The organism is Neobacillus mesonae, from assembly GCF_023715155.1.
Classification (GTDB): Bacteria; Bacillota; Bacilli; order Bacillales; family Cytobacillaceae; genus Neobacillus; species Neobacillus mesonae_A.
Window position 1 is genome coordinate 1 of sequence record NZ_JAMBNQ010000039.1, and the last position, 20,714, is coordinate 20,714.

Annotated in this window: 19 protein-coding genes and 1 pseudogene; 4 read left to right on the forward strand and 16 right to left on the reverse strand. The window is 37.3% G+C overall.

The genetic code is table 11. The annotated features are described in order from the left end of the window. Positions 1 to 208 precede the first annotated feature (208 nt). From M3183_RS21950 to M3183_RS21960, 3 genes are all read right to left on the reverse strand, one after another. Positions 209 to 436 (reverse strand): sulfurtransferase TusA family protein, encoded by a 228-nt coding sequence (locus M3183_RS21950; RefSeq protein ID WP_251473052.1) that lies wholly within the window; start codon positions 434 to 436, stop codon positions 209 to 211. Positions 437 to 637: 201 nt separating this feature from the next. Next, a complete protein-coding gene (locus tag M3183_RS21955; RefSeq protein ID WP_251472982.1) occupies positions 638 to 901 on the reverse strand; it encodes a metal-sensitive transcriptional regulator in 264 nt (87 codons plus the stop codon). Between the two features lie 13 nt (positions 902 to 914). Continuing rightward, positions 915 to 1,295: a rhodanese-like domain-containing protein gene (locus tag M3183_RS21960; protein WP_251472984.1), complete on the reverse strand. Its 381-nt coding sequence runs from the start codon at positions 1,293 to 1,295 to the stop codon at positions 915 to 917. A 724-nt stretch (positions 1,296 to 2,019) separates the two neighbouring features. Between M3183_RS21960 and M3183_RS21965 the strand changes: the two genes are divergently transcribed. Further along, positions 2,020 to 2,220, forward strand: a complete 201-nt coding sequence (locus M3183_RS21965; protein ID WP_251472986.1) for a cold-shock protein — start codon at positions 2,020 to 2,022, stop codon at positions 2,218 to 2,220. A 334-nt stretch (positions 2,221 to 2,554) separates the two neighbouring features. Here M3183_RS21965 and M3183_RS21970 read toward each other — a convergent pair whose 3' ends face one another. Further along, positions 2,555 to 4,498 carry a CoA-disulfide reductase gene (locus M3183_RS21970; protein ID WP_251472988.1) on the reverse strand — a complete coding sequence of 648 codons (1,944 nt, stop codon included), beginning with the start codon at positions 4,496 to 4,498 and terminating at the stop codon, positions 2,555 to 2,557. A gap of 750 nt (positions 4,499 to 5,248) precedes the next feature. On the opposite strand from M3183_RS21970, the gene hpaB reads away from it, so the two are divergent. Further along, a complete protein-coding gene (gene hpaB, locus M3183_RS21975; protein ID WP_251472989.1) occupies positions 5,249 to 6,688 on the forward strand; it encodes a 4-hydroxyphenylacetate 3-monooxygenase, oxygenase component in 1,440 nt (479 codons plus the stop codon). A 158-nt stretch (positions 6,689 to 6,846) separates the two neighbouring features. Continuing rightward, the gene (gene epsC / locus M3183_RS21980; RefSeq protein WP_251472990.1) at positions 6,847 to 7,728 is read left to right on the forward strand and encodes a serine O-acetyltransferase EpsC; all 882 of its coding nucleotides are present in this window, start codon (positions 6,847 to 6,849) and stop codon (positions 7,726 to 7,728) included. A 35-nt stretch (positions 7,729 to 7,763) separates the two neighbouring features. Here the strand turns inward: epsC and M3183_RS21985 are convergent, their stop codons facing one another. Both M3183_RS21985 and M3183_RS21990 read right to left on the reverse strand, forming a co-directional pair. After that, positions 7,764 to 8,561, reverse strand: coding sequence for an ABC transporter ATP-binding protein (locus M3183_RS21985; RefSeq protein ID WP_251472991.1), 798 nt, complete (start codon positions 8,559 to 8,561; stop codon positions 7,764 to 7,766). Positions 8,562 to 8,731: 170 nt separating this feature from the next. Beyond that, positions 8,732 to 9,178, reverse strand: a complete 447-nt coding sequence (locus M3183_RS21990) for a GlcG/HbpS family heme-binding protein (RefSeq protein ID WP_251472992.1) — start codon at positions 9,176 to 9,178, stop codon at positions 8,732 to 8,734. 304 nt (positions 9,179 to 9,482) lie between these two features. On the opposite strand from M3183_RS21990, the gene M3183_RS21995 reads away from it, so the two are divergent. Continuing rightward, a complete protein-coding gene (locus M3183_RS21995; protein WP_251472993.1) occupies positions 9,483 to 10,037 on the forward strand; it encodes a GNAT family N-acetyltransferase in 555 nt (184 codons plus the stop codon). A gap of 9 nt (positions 10,038 to 10,046) precedes the next feature. On the opposite strand, the gene M3183_RS22000 is transcribed toward M3183_RS21995, so the two are convergent. From M3183_RS22000 to M3183_RS22045, 10 genes and pseudogenes are all read right to left on the reverse strand, one after another. After that, on the reverse strand, positions 10,047 to 10,247 hold the full coding sequence (locus M3183_RS22000; protein ID WP_251472994.1) for a hypothetical protein: 201 nt from the start codon (positions 10,245 to 10,247) through the stop codon (positions 10,047 to 10,049). A gap of 96 nt (positions 10,248 to 10,343) precedes the next feature. Continuing rightward, positions 10,344 to 10,889 carry an outer spore coat protein CotE gene (locus M3183_RS22005; RefSeq protein WP_251472996.1) on the reverse strand — a complete coding sequence of 182 codons (546 nt, stop codon included), beginning with the start codon at positions 10,887 to 10,889 and terminating at the stop codon, positions 10,344 to 10,346. Between the two features lie 204 nt (positions 10,890 to 11,093). Further along, on the reverse strand, positions 11,094 to 11,549 hold the full coding sequence (locus tag M3183_RS22010; RefSeq protein WP_251472998.1) for a YlbF/YmcA family competence regulator: 456 nt from the start codon (positions 11,547 to 11,549) through the stop codon (positions 11,094 to 11,096). 1 nt (position 11,550) lies between these two features. Then, positions 11,551 to 13,095 carry a tRNA (N6-isopentenyl adenosine(37)-C2)-methylthiotransferase MiaB gene (miaB, locus tag M3183_RS22015; protein ID WP_251473000.1) on the reverse strand — a complete coding sequence of 515 codons (1,545 nt, stop codon included), beginning with the start codon at positions 13,093 to 13,095 and terminating at the stop codon, positions 11,551 to 11,553. 514 nt (positions 13,096 to 13,609) lie between these two features. Then, a complete protein-coding gene (locus M3183_RS22020) occupies positions 13,610 to 14,476 on the reverse strand; it encodes a 2-oxoacid:ferredoxin oxidoreductase subunit beta (RefSeq protein ID WP_251473004.1) in 867 nt (288 codons plus the stop codon). Then, the gene (locus M3183_RS22025; protein ID WP_251473007.1) at positions 14,477 to 16,213 is read right to left on the reverse strand and encodes a 2-oxoacid:acceptor oxidoreductase subunit alpha; all 1,737 of its coding nucleotides are present in this window, start codon (positions 16,211 to 16,213) and stop codon (positions 14,477 to 14,479) included. 516 nt (positions 16,214 to 16,729) lie between these two features. Beyond that, complete coding sequence (spoVS, locus tag M3183_RS22030) at positions 16,730 to 16,990, reverse strand: stage V sporulation protein SpoVS (RefSeq protein WP_039232564.1); 261 nt, start codon at positions 16,988 to 16,990, stop codon at positions 16,730 to 16,732. Positions 16,991 to 17,188: 198 nt separating this feature from the next. Then, positions 17,189 to 17,986, reverse strand: a complete 798-nt coding sequence (locus M3183_RS22035; protein ID WP_251473010.1) for a TIGR00282 family metallophosphoesterase — start codon at positions 17,984 to 17,986, stop codon at positions 17,189 to 17,191. Between the two features lie 87 nt (positions 17,987 to 18,073). Further along, positions 18,074 to 19,633 (reverse strand): ribonuclease Y, encoded by a 1,560-nt coding sequence (rny, locus tag M3183_RS22040; protein WP_251473013.1) that lies wholly within the window; start codon positions 19,631 to 19,633, stop codon positions 18,074 to 18,076. A 302-nt stretch (positions 19,634 to 19,935) separates the two neighbouring features. Continuing rightward, a pseudogene (locus M3183_RS22045) lies at positions 19,936 to 20,370 on the reverse strand (recombinase RecA family protein); the annotation flags it as partial. Positions 20,371 to 20,714 lie beyond the last annotated feature (344 nt).

Consider the following 20,714-nt stretch of genomic DNA (forward strand, 5'->3'; position numbering starts at 1 on the left):
ATTATTGGAGTCCTCCTTGGTTAACTAAGTTAGGGGTCATCTCGCCACGATTTGACACCCCGTATCATACCAAGAGGGCTCCTTTTTGTTCAAGTCCCCGAAAATCCTTCTAACAGGAATGCTCCTTATATACCATGCGGTAATTTACTGAAAGTAAAATAATGTATTAAACCATTACTGGTATGGGTATATTTTAGTGTCAAAAAAATTATCCTTTTTTAATCCAAAACTTTAATACCGCATTTTCTTCATCATATTTCAATAACTCATGTCCAGCTGATTTAGCCCAGGCTGCAAGATCATTTTTTGCACCCTTATCAGTGGTATGGATTTCTACTACTTGACTAGATTCAAGTTCATCCATCGCCTTTTTTGTTTTTACAATCGGCATTGGACATGCTAATCCTTTTGCATCTAATACCTTATCAATACTCATCATGAAATCTTCTCCTCTCCCGTTTGATTACCCCAATGGGTATAATAGTAAGCAAAAGTATAAAAGGTGTCAACGTTTTTTTACTATTTAAAATGATTTTCTCCCTCATTATCTTATCATTAGGTGTATTTTTATGAAGAAAATAGTATACCCTCCAAGATTTTTATATCACCTTATTGGGTATAGTATTTTCTTAAAAAATCATCGGCTTTTTACAAGCAAATTGACAGCTTCTTTAACAATTTCCTCCATGCTTCTATCCTCTTGGTCATTCGCTTTTTGTACACATTCTACCAAATTGGAACTTACAATAACACCAATTGTACGATCGATGGCAGTTCTGGATGCAGACAACTGAGTGATTACTTCTTTGCAATCCTGTTTTTCTTCCATCATTCTTAAAATTCCTCTTAACTGTCCTTCAATCCGTTTTACTCTATTTTTAATTTGATCAGTGTAATCCATAAATTTTTCTCCTTTAACAACAATTATTTTCTATATTTAAAGAATTTTTCTTTAATGAATTTTTGTTATGGTTAGAAATGGAATATCCGACAACCCGGAAACCTTTTTTTCTAAGAAAACGAATTCCAACATTTTTTTCAAGTGAACTTGATGTGACGATATATAAATCATTATCAGGAATTTCTTCAATACTTCTATTTAGGTAGGCGATCGGGATATTTATTGAACCCTTGATAGGATCCTTGTAGGACACATTATAGTCTCTAATATCTATGATCTTTATTTTCTCTACTTCTAAATCCTTTAAATGAATAAAATGAACACCAAGAACCGGAAAATATCTTTTATATAGTATAAATGATATAATTAATGTTATCAAAATTAGTATGATCATTTTAGCCTCCTTCAATGGATGAATCTCATTGATAAGCTTTATAATATACCCCTATAGGTATAAAGTCAATAGTATTATAAAATTTTTTTCAGTATGCAAAAAAGAGTGCTTATGAACTTTGCTGTCAAGACCAAACTAAAATTTTGTTATGATTCATAACTATTTATTTCTGTTTTCATTTTTACAATCGGTATGAGTAAGCTGCGTCCAGCACCTTATTTACTGTAATCTCCTATAATACTTTCCCTTTCAAATTTATTATCTTTCTAGGTCATCTTTTGATTCTAACTTATTATCCTCCATATTTTCCCGTGTCGTTTATGAGAAAAGAATTGTCTACAAAATCAGATCATGCAATTTTTAATAAAATTTATTTAGTTTAAATTGTAATTAATAATATTGGTATAAAAGGTTAAGACATTCTTTTGGAGTCCCTGCACAGGATCATGCAAGTATAAAAGTTGTTCAACTTGAATCACATTGCTTTTTATTGTTTTGAGTAAATATACGGTAATAGTAATGAAGAAGCTTATTTTACTAATGGGGGGAGCTTTAGTTAAAAAATTTTATTCCTTGCAAACTATTTCTAAACATGCTATTCTAAAGAAGAATTATTTTTGTTCGGTGTAAAGGATAGTATTAGTAAAAACTTTTCGTCTTGATGATCACTGAGAGCAAGGATAGTAATACATTGTGTGTTCTATCACACTAGGAGGCAACAAACATGGAAAAAGGTAAAGTAAAATGGTTTAATGGCGAAAAAGGCTTCGGATTCATCGAACGTGAAGGTGGAGAAGATGTATTCGTTCATTTCTCAGCTATCCAAGGCGAAGGGTACAAGACATTAGAAGAAGGTCAAGATGTGACTTTTGATGTTGAGCAAGGTCAACGTGGAGCACAAGCAGCTAACGTTCAAAAAGCTTAATAATATGCCAAACATGGACAGACTCTTTTTTAGAGTCTGTTTTTTTATTCCCTCTCCAGTCACTTCGCTTTCCGGGGGCGGTTTGGGGAGCCTTCCTCGGTGCTTTGGCGCCTGCGGGGTCTTTCCCCCCTTTCCCTTACTCCCGCAGGACAAATTTGCAACTATAAAAACATTGGATTTTACTTCCATGTTAACCATCCAAATATCTAAAAACCCTACTATACTAATAAAAAAGCAAAGCGAATTCATGTGAATGAACTGCCTTGCTTTTCTACTATCTTTTATTGTTGTGGGTACCTCAATAGAAAACGTCTTACTAAAAGGTTACACTCACTTAGTTTTTTTCAATCCAAAATTTGATTAGATTTTTTTCGATTTCCGTTTTTAGGATCGTATGACCTGCATTTTTTGCCCAAGCCGGCAGATCGTTTAGAGCTCCCTTATCTGTGACATACAGCTCTAATATTTGTCCGCTTTTCAATGTATCTAAACCTTTTTTCAATTTGATGACTGGCATTGGGCAAGTTAAGCCGCTTACATCTAAAACCGAATCGGCTTTTATAATATTTGCATTATTTACAACGGTTTCCCCAAGTTCGTTAGTTGAGGTTACAACATTTTTGTTTACATTGCTTCCGAACACGGAGGAATATGTTTTCCACCCGCCATCCACATTTTTAACATGATAGCCGTTGTTTTTTAAAATTCTGCTTGCCAAATATCCTCTTAATCCGACTTGGCAGCTGACATAAATGGTCTGGTTCTTTGGCAGCTCTTCTAATCTGTTTCTTAAATCATTTAAAGGAATATTAATGGAACCTTCGATAAAACCAAATTCCCGCTCCATTGGCTCACGAACGTCGATGACAAGTCCTCCGTCTGCAACGATTTTGTCAATTTCGTGCCACTGAACCATTTCCACTTCGTTCTCCATAATATTGGAAGCCACATAACCAGCCATATTAACCGGATCTTTTGCAGATGAATAAGGAGGGGCATATGACAATTCCAGGTTTGTTAAGTCTTCTGCTGTCAATCCACCTATTATGGCAGTTGCAATTACGTCAATGCGCTTATCCACCCCGTCTGCCCCGACGGCTTGGGCGCCGAAAATTTTTCCGGTTTCTTTATCAAAAATTAATTTTAAGGCAATCGGAGCTGCTCCCGGAAAGTATCCTGCATGTGAACTTGGGTGAATATGAACAACTTCATATGGCACCTCTAAGCGTTTCAATGTTTTCTCATTGTTTCCTGTTGCCGCAACAGTCAAATCAAATACCTTGGCAATCGAAGTACCCATTGTTCCTTGATACTTCTCTTTTTTGCCCATCATATTGTTTGCCGCAATCCGTCCTTGGCTGTTGGCAGGTCCTGCTAACGGGATCATCGCCTTTGTTCCGCTAATATAATCGACAACCTCGACCGCATCACCAACAGCATAAATATCTTCATTTGAGGTTTGAAGGTATTCATTAACAATAATTCCCCCTCTCTCTCCCATTTCCAATCCTGCTGTCTTGGCTAATTCATTTTCTGGTCTGACTCCGATTGATAAAATGGTCATATCGGTTTCGATTACTGTTCCATCGGAAAGGATAACCTTGTTTCCTTGCTCAGCAAATGATTGCACACCATTTTCTAAGACTAAAGTTACGCCTTTTTCTTTTAAATGAGTGTGTAAAATACTGGCCATTTCAAAATCGATGGGTGCCATAACTTGATTAGCCATTTCAATAATGGTAACGTCGATTCCCCTGTCCACTAAGTTTTCAGCCATTTCTATACCAATAAATCCACCGCCAATAACAACTGCCTTTTTAGGAAACTTGGCATCAACATAACTTTTGATTTTGTCAGTATCTGGAATATTCCTTAGTGTAAATAAGGACTTGGTTTCATTTAATCCAGGGATAGGTGGTACGATTGGTCTAGCTCCTGGTGAAAGTAATAACTTATCATAGGATTCTTCGTACACTTCTCCATTTTGTAAATTCTTGATCATTACTTTCTTACTTTCAGGTTCAATACTTACTACCTCACTTAAATTACGGATATCAAGATTAAACCGTTCTGACATTCCTTTTACGGTTTGTACTAATAATTTGCTTCGATCCTGGATGGTTTCACCAATAAAGTAGGGAAGTCCGCAATTTGCAAATGAAATATGTTCCCCGCGTTCTACAAGAATGATTTCTACTTCTTCACTTAATCTTCTTAATCTGGCAGCAGCAGTAGCTCCGCCAGCAACTCCGCCTACGATGATTACTTTCTGTGTCATGTTTTTCCCTCCAAGCATTTTTGTTAACAGTCTATCAGATATACCCCAATGGGTTTTATACCTATATGGGTATTATAGAGCTTAATAAAAAAATGTGAAGCTTCTTCATGTGTTTTTCACATTTTCTTCACATATAATTTTCACTATTTATTCACATTTTAGATAAAAGGCATAATCCCGTATAATTTAAGCGAAAAGCATCCCTAACATACATCACTGTTGGGGCTGCTTTTCGTATTCTATTATTACAAAACAGCAGCCAATTCAATTTGTACTCTAAAACCTTTTCTAAAGTTTGTTAAAGTAGTATGTCCTGCTGGCCCGTCATGATCATTTACCTTTAAAACATCTCAAAAATTATATGAAAGTGATTTATTTAAGGAATATAGGAGTCAGCCGAAATACGATTAAAAAGGCATTATTGCAATTACAACAGGAACATTTAGTGGATATAGAAGAGAATAAATGAGCCAATGTTAAAGCTTACAGTGAACATAAAAAGCGGGTAAACGTTGAATGGCTTAGAATGTTTCAATACATGATTTTGTACTTCTGGTTCCACCTTACATGACAATAGGAAACTGAATGATTAAAAAAGCGGGATGAAAGTCGGACTATACACGGATTCCTTTAAATATGATCTTTCAAGTCATCCGCCCTTTATTGCCTTTTTCGGAACAAGTTAACCATCTATCCAATAAAATAAACTAGCTCAAAATTTTTTAATGGCCCAAATTAAGGGGTGGTTATATGGGAGCCATTAGCGGAAAAGAATTTATTGAACGGATTGATCGGCTTAATCCAAACATCTGGCTGGATGGTAAAAAAATAGAAGGAAGGATTTCAGAACATCCTGCATTTAAAGGAATTATTAAAAGTAAGGCATCTCTTTATGATTTGCAGCATGACCCCCTCCTGCACAGGAAACTTACCTATTTATCCCCCGAAACAGGAGAACCGATTGGACTTTCTTATTTACAGCCAAAAACACATGAAGATTTGTTAAATAGAAGGACAATGATGGAAATTTGGGCAAACCACACACATGGGATGATGGGAAGAAGCCCTGATTATATGAATTCTGTCATCATGGCTTTTGCCTCCTCGGCAGCTATTTTAGAAGGCAGAGAAAATTGTTTCCCCGAAAATATTCGTTCTCTATATAACAGGGCGAAGGAAAACGATCTTTCCTTTACACATACATTTATCACCCCGCAGGTAAATCGCTCACAGCTAAATATCGATTTTTCAAAAGAGCCGATTGCAGCACGCGTGATTGATCATAATGAAAAAGGAATCATTGTAAAAGGGGCACGCCTTTTAGCCACTCAAGGCGGACTGACGGATGAGGTATTGGTTTATTCTGCCGGAGGAGTTTATATGGACGCAGATGCCTACGCTTTCTCGATTCCTTCTAATACAAAGGGGTTAAAATTTATCTGCCGGGAATCATTTGTCGGCGGAGACTCTGCCTATAATTCTCCGCTTAGTTCGCAATATGAGGAAATGGACACCATTTTAGTGTTTGATCATGTACTCGTTCCATGGGATTGTGTCTTTTTCTATAATAATGTTGAGGCTGCGAATGAATTTATCTCGCTCAGTTCTTTCCATAATTATGCCACCCATCAGGCGGTGACGAGACAAATTGCAAAAACAGAATTCGTTCTAGGTGTCGCTGGACTCCTTGTCGAAACGATTAATGTAAGCAGTTATCAGCACATCCAGGAGAAATTATCAGAAATTATCATAGGTCTTGAAACGATGAAGGCATTGTTAATTAAATCAGAGGTAGAAGCAGAAATAGATGAATGGGGATATTTAAGACCCAATATGGCTCCACTCCAAACTGCCACTAATATTTTCCCGCGAATATACCCTCGTTTTAGTGAAATTATCCAATTGGTAGGAGCAAGCGGTATGGTGACCTTACCAACCGAGGAAGATTTCAAATCGGCAATAAAACCTGATTTGGACCAATACCTTCAAGGTGCCTCGAGGACGGCAGAAGACCGGGTAAAAATCTTTCGGCTGGCATGGGAACTGACAATGAGTTCGTTTGGCACAAGGCAGACTCAATATGAGAGGTATTTCTTCGGGGACCCGATACGGTTATCTAGTCTATTATATAAATCCTATCCAATTGATGAATATACAAAAATGGTTTCAGACTTTTTAAATATAACATAGCTCAACCTCAAAAAATATTTGGGTTTAAAATGGCTGCACCAGGTTAACCCTGATGCAGCATTTTCATTTGCCAGCAAAGCCTTTTTTCTCGTTATACAGAATTTTGATTTTCGAATGTTATAAATTTTGTAAATTCTAGTTGTTTGAAATAAAATTATATGTATAATAAACTTAAAATAAATTACAAAGTTAGGACTGGATTTTTTATGGAACATAGCAGATTATTAGATGTTTTTAATAAGTTACAAGACCAGGTTCAAGAGCAGCTGGAATCTCAAGCTCCCCCCCTTAAAATTGATTTAAGGAAAGTTCCAGATTTTATTGATAATACTATAAAAGTACTTTTACCAGAATACTATTTTTCAAATCAGGACATTGACTTTACTTTAAACAATTTAACCAAACTACATATACAAGTGCAGCAGTTATTATCTTATACTGGGAATAAACAGCTGATAAACCAAAACTCTCTTGCATTTATCGAAAAAATACCTGAATTAAGAGCCATTATTCTACAGGATATTAAAGCAGCTTATCAAAAGGATCCTGCAGCTAAAAGTTACCAAGAAATTGTGCTAACTTATCCTGGAGTTTTCTCTATTATTGTCCATAGGATATCCCATGAATTTTATAAAATGGGCTATACTTTAATAGCTCGTGTAATATCGGAATACTCACATAGTAAAACAGGCATAGATATTCATCCAGGTGCCACTATTGGACATAGTTTTTTTATGGACCACGGTACTGGAATTGTTATTGGAGAAACAACCATTATTGGTAATAACGTAACAGTTTACCAAGGTGTAACACTTGGTGCATTCTCATTTCAAAGAGATCATAATGGAGAGATTATTAAAGGCGGAAATAGACGTCACCCTGTCCTTGAGGATGATGTAACTGTATATGCCGGCGCTACCATACTAGGCGGTGAGACCGTTATAGGTAAAGGCTCAGTAGTAGGAGGAAATGTATGGCTTACCAAAAGTCTTCCTCCACGAAGTAAAGTAATTACAAAAATCCAGAATAAAATGCTCTAAAAATAGAGGAGAAACGTCAGCACCATGGGAATTTTTCACATGGTGCCTGACACTGGCTGCTTTTTTGATAATAATGGCCGATTGTTCTCCCATAATACACTCACCGGCATGTCGAAAAACTTTGTAAGCTGTTCACCTGATAAAATATCTTTTGTATCTCCAGCAGAAAATACATTTCCTTCTTTTAGTAGAAGGGTTTTATTAAAAATAGGTAAAATTTCCTCTACATGGTGGGTAACATAAATGATTGTTGGTGCATTTGTTTTTTCTGCAATGTGTTCAACTGTTTCCAGCAGTTTCTCACGGGCCACAAAATCTAATCCATTTGTCGGTTCATCCAGTATGAGCAGAGCTGGTTCAGCCATTAAAGCCCGGGCAATTTGAACACGTTGTTTTTCACCTTGAGATAATGTTATATACCGCCGGTTAGCATAGTCATTACATCCCAATTCTTCAAGCAGCACGCCAGCCTTTTCCCTCATTTCGTCTGTTGGAGTTTCATATAAACCAATAGACGCAAATGCTCCGCTTAATACGACCTCAAATGCATTGTCACCAGCATGAAATTTTTCCTGCAGTGACGAGGAAACAAACCCGATTTGCTTCCGGAGTTTTTCACCAAGATACGTTTTTCCAAATTCCATCCCAAGAACTGTTATCTTTCCTTTTGTCGGGAAATTATAGGCATTTAATAAATTTAATATCGATGTTTTCCCAGAACCGTTTAAACCAAATAATACCCAATGTTCACCTTGCTCAATATTCCAATTAATATTTTGTAAAATCCAATTTCCATCACGTTTTAACGAAACATCTTCCAGCTGTAAAATCATTTACTTTCTCCTTTCTGCTTTCACTAAAAACTATATCACTATCATATCAAAATTTTCAGATAATAAAAAGGAGAAAGCAACCAACTACTTTGATTACTCTCTTCCTTTCATAAATAATATTTGATTTTAGAAAAGCTATGCAGCAGTATTTCACAATAACTCAACAAATTCTAAACGTAATTTTTTAACACTTCCAGGGCAGCTTCACATACTTGCATGTCTTGAGTATAGTGGCCGCCGCTTACCCCTATACCGCCAATTAATTCACCATTTATACTAATTGGATAGCCTCCGCCAAAAATCACTAATTTTTTAGTATGTACTATTCCATGAAGCAATGGAGGGTCATTTTTGATTCTATCATACCACTCATGGGTAGGCCTGTTGTAGGCGGCAGCAGAAAATGCTTTATTTTGAGCAATTTCTATACTTAGAACCTGGGCTCCATCCTGTGCAGCAAAGGTTTTCAAATTTCCAGTCCGGTCAACAATGGCAATGCTAAATGGCATACCCAGCTCCTCTGCTTTTAATAGAGCGGCTTCAAGCATTTTATTAGCCAATGCCAAACTGATATTTTTAGTTTCAATCGTTGTTTTTATTTTATTTTCATTTTCCATTTTTGCTTCCCCTTTCAACTTTTTAAATATAGCTCTATTATATGTTTTATCTAAGTGTTTGTCCCGAATGCTTCATTTTTCAATTTAAAGAGGGACCTATCAGGGCAGCCAAAGACATCGTTCTCTATTGCTGTTTGTTGTTGTTGTGTAATACAGTTCAGTTAAAAATGATAATATCACATCAGAAGTTACTAAAATGTCCTAATTATTTTTTTGTATTACCCATTTTAAGATGCCAAAATTCTTTATTTTTACCATCATTCCATATACACTGATATATAGAATGTGGAATTGGGGTGAGACAGTGGCTTTTCCTACACTAGAAACAAAAAGACTAAAATTAATTGAAATTACACACCAACATTTAGATAGCATATTCGGTATCTTATCCCTCGAAGAAGTAACAAAATATTATGGAACGGATCCATTCGTATTGCCGGCTGAAGCCACTAAATTAATTGATATGTATCACAAGAATTATCATGAAAAAAGGGGCATTCGCTGGGGCATCAAACTGAAGGAAAATCAAAGAATAATTGGTACGATTGGTTTAAATTCCTTGCAGCTTAATAATAAGCGGGCTGAGATTGGATACGAACTGCATCCGGCATTTTGGGGAAACGGCTTTGCCTCTGAAGCTTTAAAAGAGATTCTTGACTTTAGTTTTCAACAATTGGAGTTATACCGGGTTGGTGCGGTTGTTTACCCTGAAAATGAAGTTTCTTTAAAGCTTCTTAAAAAGCTGGGATTCACAAATGAAGGGCTGCTTCGAGGATACATCTATCAAAATAATCAGTCACACGATACATATGTGTTATCTTTATTAAAACATGAATGGGAGGAAAGCCAAGGGGAATAACCTTGGCTTTCATTCTTCAAAATAATTTTGAAACTCCTTTGGATCTTCCACATCCTTACCTTGGTAATAAGGGTTTTCCTCTGCTACACTCTTTGAATCAAGATTTGTCTTGATTACTAACATGGGTCCAGAAGGTTTTTCGGCAATGATTCGATCATTTAATGTGTCAAAATCGGGCATTCTTTTATTTCCAGGCTGTCTTGGTTCCATCGTGAAGCACCTCCTATCATTAAGGTGCTTCATTTTTTCCTTTGAAATTCAAAATAAAAAAGAAAAAACTAGGAAGTAAAAACCTCCTAGTTATGGTTATTCTTCTTCACCGCCGACTAAGAAATCCGGATTGAGTTCTTCGAATTCCTCGTCGTCTACATCCATTCCCCAATCTTCTTCCTCATCTTTACAGCCGTCTGGATTGACTCTTACACAAACCTTTGTCTCTCCAATGACCTCAACAAGGAATTCTCTTTCGACATGAACGATAATTTTATTGCCATTTGGGGAAATTACTGCTTCACAAGTATTCGGCTGCTGCAGCACTTTGGCTACAATTTCGCTATCATCCATGCAGTCACTGTCACGGTATTTTAACTTGATGACATCTGTGTATTGAACACGTTCGGTCACTACTTCTGTTTTGGTATTGTCATTATAAGAATACCAAGTGTTGATGTCATATGAGCCGTGAATCTCTACTGTTTTACCAACTTTTTTCGCGTTGTATTTATGGTTGATAACCCAACAGCCGAGAATGCTCGATGGATTATGTGCCGGGCTAATCGTATGATTGGACGAGGTATATTTACGTCCTTTCGCGACTACGGCTTTCGCAAATATCTCTCTATATTCTCCCATTTTGCGCGAACCCTCCTCATTTCTTTTCATTTCATCCTATGCGAATGTCTATACTAGTGTGAGTTGAAATTTTTTCAAAAGCAGGATAAAAGTTTAGTCATGACATCTTATGCTGGATGAATGGAGGTGTGCCTGATGTCCGGCTTTTCAAATATATTAGTTCATATGTAAAAAGCCAGGCCCTATATAAGGCCTGGCTTATTATTAATGCTCATGATCGCAATCTGCGTGACCAGCACAATCTGCGCCGCCATTGTTGATGCTGGCGCCTGTTTCACCGCTTAATAAGTCCCCTCCAGTAGAGGTAATCACTTCGTCAGTGACTGTGTTGGAAATAGTTGAAGCGATTAATTGCAGTAATTCATTTACTTCAAGCTGAGACCGTTTAAATTCTTGAACAATTGGAATGGCATCCAATTCTGCTTCAATGGCAGCAATCTTTTCTTCAACCTTTTTCAATGCTTCTGGTTTTCCATAATGTTGAAGATTTACTGCTTGCTTTTGCAATCCTTTGATATCAGAAATCATTGTTTTTACTTTTGGATTTTCGTGAATATGTGCTTCTGCTCTTTTGAAAAAGTCTACTTCATCCGTTTCCGCAATCATCCGTGCTAAATCTGTTGCACGAGAAACAATATCATCTTTTGTATAGTTAGCCACTTTATTTCACCTCTGCCGGTTCGTTTTCTTCCACCATTTCTCCATTTAAAGACCAAGTTTTTGCCTCGTTAATTTTAACCTTTACAATATTACCAATGGCAGATTTTGGTCCTTTAAAGTTTACAAGTTTGTTTTTCGTTGTATACCCTGCAAGGACATCAGGGTTGTTCTTGCTTTCCCCATCGACTAATACTTCGACGATTTGACCTTCATATTTTTTCATAGCCTCGGCGGAAAGCTCATTTACCAGGTTATTTAAACGCTGTAAGCGTTCCTTTTTCACTTCCATAGGAACATTGTCTTCCATTTTTGCGGCAGGTGTTCCTTCCCTTGGTGAATATATAAAGGTATAGGCAGTTTCATAGCCTACTTCACGATATAGGGATAGTGTTTCCTCGAATTGTTCTTCTGTTTCATTTGGATATCCTACAATAATATCTGTTGTCAACGAAACGTTCGGAATTGCTGCTTTAATCTTCCTAACAAGCTCTAAATATTGTTCTCTTGTATATTTTCGAGCCATAATTTTTAAAATATCTGTAGACCCTGATTGTACTGGCAGATGAATATGATCCATTAGATTTCCGCCCTTTGCCAGAACTTCAATCAAATGGTCATCAAAATCACGTGGATGACTTGTTGTAAAGCGGACACGCGGGATATCAATTTTACGGATTTCATCCATTAAATCACCAAGGCCATACTGAATGTCTTCAAAATCCTTCCCGTAAGCATTTACGTTTTGACCCAGAAGAGTGATTTCTTTATATCCTTGTGCTGCCAGATGGCGTACTTCCTGAATAATCTCTTCAGGACGACGGCTGCGCTCTTTTCCGCGTGTGTAAGGTACGATACAATAGGTGCAGAATTTATCACAACCGTACATAATATTAACCCATGCCTTAATTTGGCCTTTACGTTCTTTCGGAAGGTTTTCAATAACGTCCCCTTCCTTTGACCATACTTCAACCACCATTTCTTTAGACATATACGCCTCATTCAAAATATGCGGCAGGCGGTGGATATTATGGGTACCAAAAATCATATCAACATGATGATATGTTTTTAAAATTTTGTTCACAACAGATTCTTCCTGTGACATACAGCCGCAGACACCTAAAAGAAGATCTGGTTTCTCCATTTTTAATGACTTTAAATGGCCAAGTTCACCAAATACTTTATTTTCTGCATTTTCACGAATTGCGCATGTGTTAAGCAGAATCACATTGGCATCTTCAGTATTATCCGTAGGTTCATATCCCAGGGCCAAAAAAATTCCTGCCATTACCTCGGTATCATGTTCATTCATTTGACAGCCGTAAGTACGAATGTAAAACTTACGTCCTTCTCCCATTCCTCTAAATTCTTCGGGAATTCCAAAGTCATCATGATACTGAATCTCGGATTTTCCTCTTTTTTTTGCTTCTTTTAAAGAAGGCGGTGTAATAACTTGTGTAAAGTATTTACTGTAATCCTTTTCGGATTTTTTGTCCGAAGAATTAGCAGTATTCACTTGCTGACCTTCTAAACGTTGTTTCTCATTCATGTATGAAATAACCCCTTTCTTTACAAAATAAAGTAAACTTCATTCTTTATATAATGACCTGCACAGCATAAGAATAGAATAAAAAACCTTTCTCTGCACATTATTATAGTATAAAGGTTTCATCCCTTGAAAACAATAGAAAATCCAGGTGTCCCAAAATTGGACACATATAAGAAAGGTAAGTACCTTTGGAGCAAGGATAGCTTGTCCTTGTGATGATTTCTCAGCAGTTTTTCCTCATTGCCCCAAAATATCCCTGATGGCCTTTTGACTTACAGAATGAAGGTAATTAACCTCAATCTGTTTAAAGAGGCGCTTTATGAATCATTCTTTTATAACTTATTCGAGGAGAAACTAACTTAACTTGGCTCTCCTGGATAAAGCTAACGCCTTTCCTGCGTACAATGCATCTGCTGATGAACCTTGAACCATTCTTAAAGTCAAAACTGATAAACTCATAAAGTATAAAAAAACCCGGGAATAGAGTCCCCGGGCTTTCTTGTATGATCCTTTATTACATAAATTCTGCAACTAATTTATCAAAGTGTTCTTGGTTAAGAGTAAGGTCTGACTTTGTTAATGGTTTTTCATCATAACCATGAACTAACTCTTGATAGGAAGGATGCTCATTGTTTTCGTAAATAAGACCTGTTACAAGACCATTGTATTTCATTAATGTCTGCATAGCCATTTTACGATTTGTTGAATCGTAGCCTTCAACATCACTTAATTTAGTTAAGTTTTCTTTGAACCAGTCATAGGTGTTGATTTTATTATAAGTAACACATGGACTGAATACATTAATTAAAGAAAATCCTTTATGGTTAATTCCTGCTTCAATTAATGCTACAAGATCTTTAAGATCAGTTGAGAAACTTTGTGCAACAAATGTTGCGCCGGCTGTTAAAGCCATTTCCATTGGTGAAATAGCCTGCTCAATTGATCCCATTGGAGTAGATTTTGTTTTGAACCCTACTGCCGATCTTGGTGAAGTTTGGCCTTTTGTCAAACCATAAATTTGGTTATCCATTACAATATAAGTAATATCAATGTTACGGCGGATTGCGTGAATTGTATGAGACATACCAATTGCATATCCGTCTCCGTCACCGCCGGAAGCAATAACAGTTAAGTCACGGTTAGCCATTTTTACCCCTTGGGCGATTGGAAGGGAACGACCGTGGATGCCATGAAAACCATAGGAATTAATATAACCTGAAATACGTCCAGAACAGCCGATACCAGAAACAACAGCAAGATTTTCAGGGTCTAAGCCAACATTAGCTGCTGCACGTTGAATTGCTGCTTGTACAGAGAAGTCACCACAGCCAGGGCACCAGTTCGGTTTTACATCATTTCTAAAGTCTTTAAAAGTGGCCATTTAGAACAACTCCTTACATTTTGAATGAACTTCATGAGGAAGGAATGGATTTCCGTCATATTTAACATACTTAGTTATTTTTTCAGGATAGCCTACATTCATTTTGATAAGGTCAGCTAACTGTCCTGTTGCATTATTTTCAATTACAATGACTTTCTTAGCTGATTGAACAAGCGGACGAAGTTCATCAGCTGGGAATGGATGAACTAAACGCACATGTGCATGGTTTACTTTCAATCCATCTTTTTCAAGACGTCCCATTGCTTCTTCTATAACGCCGCGAGTAGAGTTAAAACCTACGATTAATAAATCAGCCTCTTCGTGTGGCGCATTTTTATAAACAGGTGTATTAAAATGAATATGTTCAATCTTACGAAAACGCTTATCCATTTGTTGAACACGGTTAACTGGTGACTCAGAAGGTTTACCTGTCTCTGCATGTTCAACACCAGTAACATGGTGGATACCGTTCTTCATACCAGGAATGGTACGTGGTGAAATACCATCTTCTGTTACTTCATAACGTTTAAAGTATTCTTTGTTAGGAAGTTCTGGAAGCTCTTCTGTCACAAGCTTACCCCGGCGAATTTCAACTTTAGAGAAATCAAGCGGTTCAACTGTTTGTTTTCCAAGAGATAATTGAAGGTCAGATAGAACGATGACTGGGCATTGATATTCTTCTGCGAGGTTGAATGCCTCAGCAGTATCGTAGAATGCTTCTTCAACAGTACTTGGTGCAATTACGATTTTTGGAATTTCACCATGAGTGCCATAAATCATTGCCATTAAGTCAGAATGCTCTTGTTTTGTTGGTAAACCAGTAGACGGACCACCACGTTGTGTATCCACAATAACAAGCGGTACTTCAGTAATACCAGCAAGGCCGATTGATTCTGTTTTTAATGATAATCCAGGGCCTGAAGATGCTGTCAGGGCACGAACCCCTCCGTATGAGGCGCCGATTGCCATTGTACATGCAGCAATTTCATCTTCTGTTTGGATGACTGCCCCGCCAAGTGCAGGTAATTTCTTAATTAAGTATTCCATAATATCCGATGCTGGCGTAATTGGATATGCAGCCATGAAACGGCATCCGCCTGCAAGTGCACCCATAGCAATAGCATCGTTACCAATCATAAACATGCGGTGCTTTCCATCCGCTTTTTCAAGCTGCATGGTTGGAAGATCTCCATCCATTTTTTCCTGTGTATAGTTATACCCGGCTTTAATAGCTTCCATGTTTTTCGCAACAACCTGGTCGCCCTTCTTGCCAAAAATTTCACGAACAACTTCTTCAAAAACGTGAATATCTAAATCCAATACTGCTGAAGTAGCACCGATAGCTACCATGTTTTTCATTAAAGATGTTCCTAATTCTGTTGCGATTTCTGTAAATGGAACAGCATATAATGAAGCATCAGTGTCTTCAGGTTTTTTCGGTTTAAATTTCGCGTCAGCAAGGATTACCCCATTGCTATGTAATTCTTTGTAATTTAAATCAATAGTTTCTTGGTCAAAAGCCACAAGAATATCTAAATCATCAGAAATGGAACGAACTTGTGTCGTACTTACTCTGATTTTATTATTGGTATGACCGCCTTTAATACGTGATGAAAAGTGACGATAACCATACAGGTAATATCCCAGGCGATTCAGTGCGATAGCAAAGATTTCCCCAGTACTTTCAATACCTTCCCCTTGTTGCCCGCCAACTTTCCACGAAAGTTGATTGATCATTAGTTACACCCCTTTGGATATGTAAAAAATAAGTAGCTAGAATCATGTCTTAGTGTAGCATTTTTCCAGGTAAATCACTAGATAATAGTTCTATTTTTTTTAATCTCTATAGCCTTAAAACTAGCACCAGGAATACTCACTAAACGCTTACAATTCTAGACCTATGTTTGGAAAATTGCAACCCTTTAGAGCAAAATATTATCTAAAATATGTATATTTTTTTATTATTTCAAATCACCACTTTTTTTAAAGGGGAAAACATTAAAAAAACGAAAGAAAACTTGATTTTTTATATAGTTTTTCTTTAAAAATTTCAGTCACGTAATCTTGTAATTTATTCTAATATTTTTATTGTAGAATAATATTTTTCGTAACAATGGAATATTTATACAATTATTGTCATTAATTAACAAGAATGAATTTGCCCATAAGAAAAACCTGCTTGTTTTAAACAACCAGGCAGGTAAGCATGTTCAGATTTTATTACCACTTGTCTCAACTTGAATTTTCTTCTTTTTAACGTGGCTCTACAATTAACTTAATAGCTGTGCGTTCTTCCCCGTCAATTACAATATCAGTAAACGCCGGGATACAAATCAAATCAACTCCGCTAGGTGCTACAAATCCTCGAGCAATGGCTACTGCCTTTACGGCTTGATTTAATGCACCCGCACCAATAGCCTGTATTTCTGCCGCACCTCTTTCACGCAGAACTCCGGCAAGTGCACCAGCAACAGAATTAGGATTAGATTTTGCTGAAACTTTTAATATTTCCATTCCTAGCTCCCCCTTGTAAAAATCCCGATTCCGCATGAGAATATCATGAACAAATCAGGTTATAACATTCCACTGCTACTATATTCGGGAAGCGTAAGACATATTCCGGCTTGGACAAAAAAAGTCAATATAAATGCTTAAATAAAAAAAGGCGTCATTAATTTCTAAAACTGCACATGGAATTTTCATAACCTGTTTTTATGAATAGAATGGGTGATCATCATTGATAAGGATTGGGTCTATTTTTTTCGCTAAACCTGTTTTTTGATCTAAATCAATAAGAACGGCACTTAATTGGTTTCTTCCGCCTGACGGTACTTCAAAACGGACAGGTAAGCTTGTTAGGAACCTTTTCAAGACAGCCGTTCGTTCCATCCCAAGAATTCCGTCATATGGTCCTGTCATTCCTACATCTGACATATAAGCAGTTCCCCCTGGCAGAATTCGATTATCTGCCGTTTGTACATGTGTATGGGTACCAATTACAGCAGAAACTTTTCCGTCTAAATACCAGCCAAGTGCCTGCTTTTCACTTGTTACCTCAGCATGAAAATCAACAAAGATAAATGGGGTTCTAGCCTTTGCGATAGAAATGAGTTCATCCGCTTTTTGAAACGGACAGTCGATTGGGTTCATAAATGTACGACCCTGCAGATTAATAATCGCTGCTTCTAATTGATTTATTTTAATAAAAACCAAGCCTTTACCAGGTATATCTTTTGGAAAATTCGCCGGCCGAACCAAGTATTTCGCTTCATCAATAAATTCAAAGATTTCTCGATTATCCCAAGCATGATTTCCTAAAGTCACTGCCTGTGCTCCTTGCTCCAAAAATTGACGATATATTTTTTCAGTGATTCCTCTTCCACCCGCCGCATTTTCTCCATTTATGATGGTTAATTGAGGACTATACTTTTCTTTCAATTTTGGCAAATATTCCTTTACCATATCTCTTCCTGGAGAACCAACCACATCACCAATAAATAATAATCTCATTTACATATCCTTTCATTAATAAAGATTCATCTGTTAAATTGTATCATAAATATTGATGAATAAATAAAGCGGTGCAATTGCACCGCTTTATTTTGCGTATTCTACAGCCCGTGTTTCACGGATTACTGTCACTTTAATATGTCCTGGATAATCAAGTTCTTCTTCAATTCGTTTACGGATATCCCGTGCTAAGCGATGTGCTGCCAAATCATCAATTGCATCTGGCCGTACAATAATTCGTACTTCACGGCCTGCTTGGATAGCAAATGATTTCTCTACACCTTCATAAGACTCGGAAATCTCTTCAAGTCTTTCAAGACGGCGGATATAGTTTTCCAATGTTTCACTTCGAGCACCTGGTCTTGCAGCTGAAAGAGCATCAGCAGCAGCGACAAGAACTGCAATAATCGAAGTAGGCGGCGTATCACCGTGGTGTGAAGCAATACTGTTGATGACCACTGGGTGTTCCTTATATTTCGTAGCAAGTTCTACCCCGATTTCAACGTGACTGCCTTCAACCTCATGGTCAATCGCCTTGCCAATATCATGGAGCAAGCCAGCTCGTCTAGCAAGTGTTTCATCCTGTCCAAGCTCTGCAGCAAGCAATCCTGAAAGCTGGGCCACTTCCATTGAGTGCTTTAACACATTTTGTCCGTAGCTGGTACGGAATTTTAAGCGGCCAAGAATCTTGATAAGATCTGGATGAAGTCCGTGAACTCCAACTTCAAAGGTTGTTTGTTCTCCAACTTCACGGATGTACTCATCCACTTCCCGACGGGATTTTTCGACCATTTCCTCAATCCGTGCAGGGTGAATCCGGCCATCCTGTACAAGTTTTTCAAGTGCCAATCTTGCCGTTTCACGACGAATTGGATCGAAACCTGATAAAATGACAGCTTCAGGAGTATCATCGATAATTAAGTCAATTCCCGTTAATGTTTCAAGAGTACGAATATTTCGGCCCTCACGTCCAATTATTCGACCTTTCATTTCATCATTAGGAAGGTTGACAACCGAGACAGTAGTTTCCGCAACGTGGTCAGCAGCGCAACGCTGGATTGCAAGCGATAATATTTCTTTCGCTTTTTTATCTGCTTCCTCTTTTGCACGAGTTTCGCTTTCCTTAATCATCATAGCGGTTTCATAGGAAAGTTCTTTTTCCATTTTCTCTATGATGATAGTTTTTGCCTCTTCGCGCGTTAAGCTTGAAATTCGTTCGAGTTCTGTTTGTTGTTTTCTTACTAACTCGTCCACTTTGCTTTCCATCTCTTCAATATGCTGTTGTCTTTGGTTTAGAGAATCATCCTTCTTTTCTAAAAGATTTTCACGCTTATTTAACGTTTCCTCTTTTCGATCTAAATTCTCTTCTTTTTGCAGTAAACGGTTTTCTTGTTTTTGCATTTCATTTCTTCGTTCACGAACCTCACGTTCTGCTTCTGTTCGAAGCTTGTGAATTTCATCCTTTGCTTCCAGCAAAGCTTCTTTTTTCAATGCATCCGCATCACGTTTTGCATCTTCAATAATCTGCTCCGCAGCATTTTTTGCACCAGTAACTTTTGCTTCTGCAATGGATTTATGAACAAAATAGCCAACAACGGCACCGACGATAAGGCCAAGCAAAATGGAGATGATTGTAATTAGGTCCATCGTTACACCTCCTCTTGCTATGAACTTTTTACGTTTTTTAAGTGTCGGCATGTACATTGTTTAGACTCAACATACAGCAAGCACTATGGCTTTTCGCTTTGTAATATTACTAAAAATGTAGAATATACATGTTAATTGTAAAGGTGTATATATTCATTGTCAAGGTCTACTAAATTGGACCTTTTTAAATAATTTGAAATTATACATGCTGCTTTTAAGTAATTATGTATAAATATAAACATTTTGGGATAATTACCCAAAAAATATAATGGGCAAAGCCTTAGAGGATTTGCCCAAATATGTTAATCTAGTAATTCAAATTGGTCATCTTCATCATTGCCTTCAGTGATGGCTTTTTCTCCATCCAATCCGTAGTGCTCACGTATTTTTTGACTAATTTCATTCCGAATATCCGGGTTTTCCTTTAGATAAAGTTTCGCATTTTCGCGTCCTTGTCCAATTCTTATATCATTATAAGAATACCAGGAACCGCTCTTTTGAATGATATCTAATTCTGAACCTATATCAACAATCTCGCCCTCTTTGGAAATCCCTTGTCCATACATAATATCCACTTCTGCAGTACGGAAAGGAGGGGCCACTTTATTCTTAACAACTTTGATTTTTGTCTTGTTCCCCACCATTTCATTTCCTTGTTTTAAGGATTCAGCACGGCGGACTTCAAGGCGAACAGTAGAATAGAATTTTAATGCACGTCCTCCTGGAGTTGTTTCTGGCTTCTTCTATAGATTTACCATTTCTATAGCACGGACTATCTCTTCATCTCTAAAATAGAGAGCCTTGCACTTCCAGCAGCAGCCTATCTTCTGCCGTACGCTACTCGGTTAGCTTCATATGCTCCTTTTGCTAGTCTCTACACCTTCCTTACAAAACTTGTAAGACTTGGCACGGTATTACCCAGTATTATGGGGGGCTTCACCGTTAGCAATGTTTCCATTACACCCCTAGGCAATAGGGTTCACAAGGTATTTTACTTGCTATCGCTAGCAAGGGAAACCCAGTGTATACTCCTTAATCTCTTTTAGAACACCATTTATACCTTATAAACATTGAAACTTAA

Coding starts and splice junctions, on each gene's coding strand:
- rny (WP_251473013.1), bottom strand. CDS start 19,633: ATGGACCTAATTACAATCATCTCCATTTTGCTTGGCCTTATCGTCGGT.
- M3183_RS22000 (WP_251472994.1), bottom strand. CDS start 10,247: ATGGAACCAAGACAGCCTGGAAATAAAAGAATGCCCGATTTTGACACA.
- spoVS (WP_039232564.1), bottom strand. CDS start 16,990: ATGGAAATATTAAAAGTTTCAGCAAAATCTAATCCTAATTCTGTTGCT.
- M3183_RS22025 (WP_251473007.1), bottom strand. CDS start 16,213: ATGATCAATCAACTTTCGTGGAAAGTTGGCGGGCAACAAGGGGAAGGT.
- M3183_RS22035 (WP_251473010.1), bottom strand. CDS start 17,986: ATGAGATTATTATTTATTGGTGATGTGGTTGGTTCTCCAGGAAGAGAT.
- M3183_RS22005 (WP_251472996.1), bottom strand. CDS start 10,889: ATGGGAGAATATAGAGAGATATTTGCGAAAGCCGTAGTCGCGAAAGGA.
- M3183_RS21990 (WP_251472992.1), bottom strand. CDS start 9,178: ATGGAAAATGAAAATAAAATAAAAACAACGATTGAAACTAAAAATATC.
- M3183_RS21950 (WP_251473052.1), bottom strand. CDS start 436: ATGAGTATTGATAAGGTATTAGATGCAAAAGGATTAGCATGTCCAATG.
- M3183_RS22020 (WP_251473004.1), bottom strand. CDS start 14,476: ATGGCCACTTTTAAAGACTTTAGAAATGATGTAAAACCGAACTGGTGC.
- miaB (WP_251473000.1), bottom strand. CDS start 13,095: ATGAATGAGAAACAACGTTTAGAAGGTCAGCAAGTGAATACTGCTAAT.
- M3183_RS21970 (WP_251472988.1), bottom strand. CDS start 4,498: ATGACACAGAAAGTAATCATCGTAGGCGGAGTTGCTGGCGGAGCTACT.
- M3183_RS21965 (WP_251472986.1), top strand. CDS start 2,020: ATGGAAAAAGGTAAAGTAAAATGGTTTAATGGCGAAAAAGGCTTCGGA.
- M3183_RS21960 (WP_251472984.1), bottom strand. CDS start 1,295: ATGATCATACTAATTTTGATAACATTAATTATATCATTTATACTATAT.
- hpaB (WP_251472989.1), top strand. CDS start 5,249: ATGGGAGCCATTAGCGGAAAAGAATTTATTGAACGGATTGATCGGCTT.
- M3183_RS21985 (WP_251472991.1), bottom strand. CDS start 8,561: ATGATTTTACAGCTGGAAGATGTTTCGTTAAAACGTGATGGAAATTGG.
- epsC (WP_251472990.1), top strand. CDS start 6,847: ATGTATAATAAACTTAAAATAAATTACAAAGTTAGGACTGGATTTTTT.
- M3183_RS21955 (WP_251472982.1), bottom strand. CDS start 901: ATGGATTACACTGATCAAATTAAAAATAGAGTAAAACGGATTGAAGGA.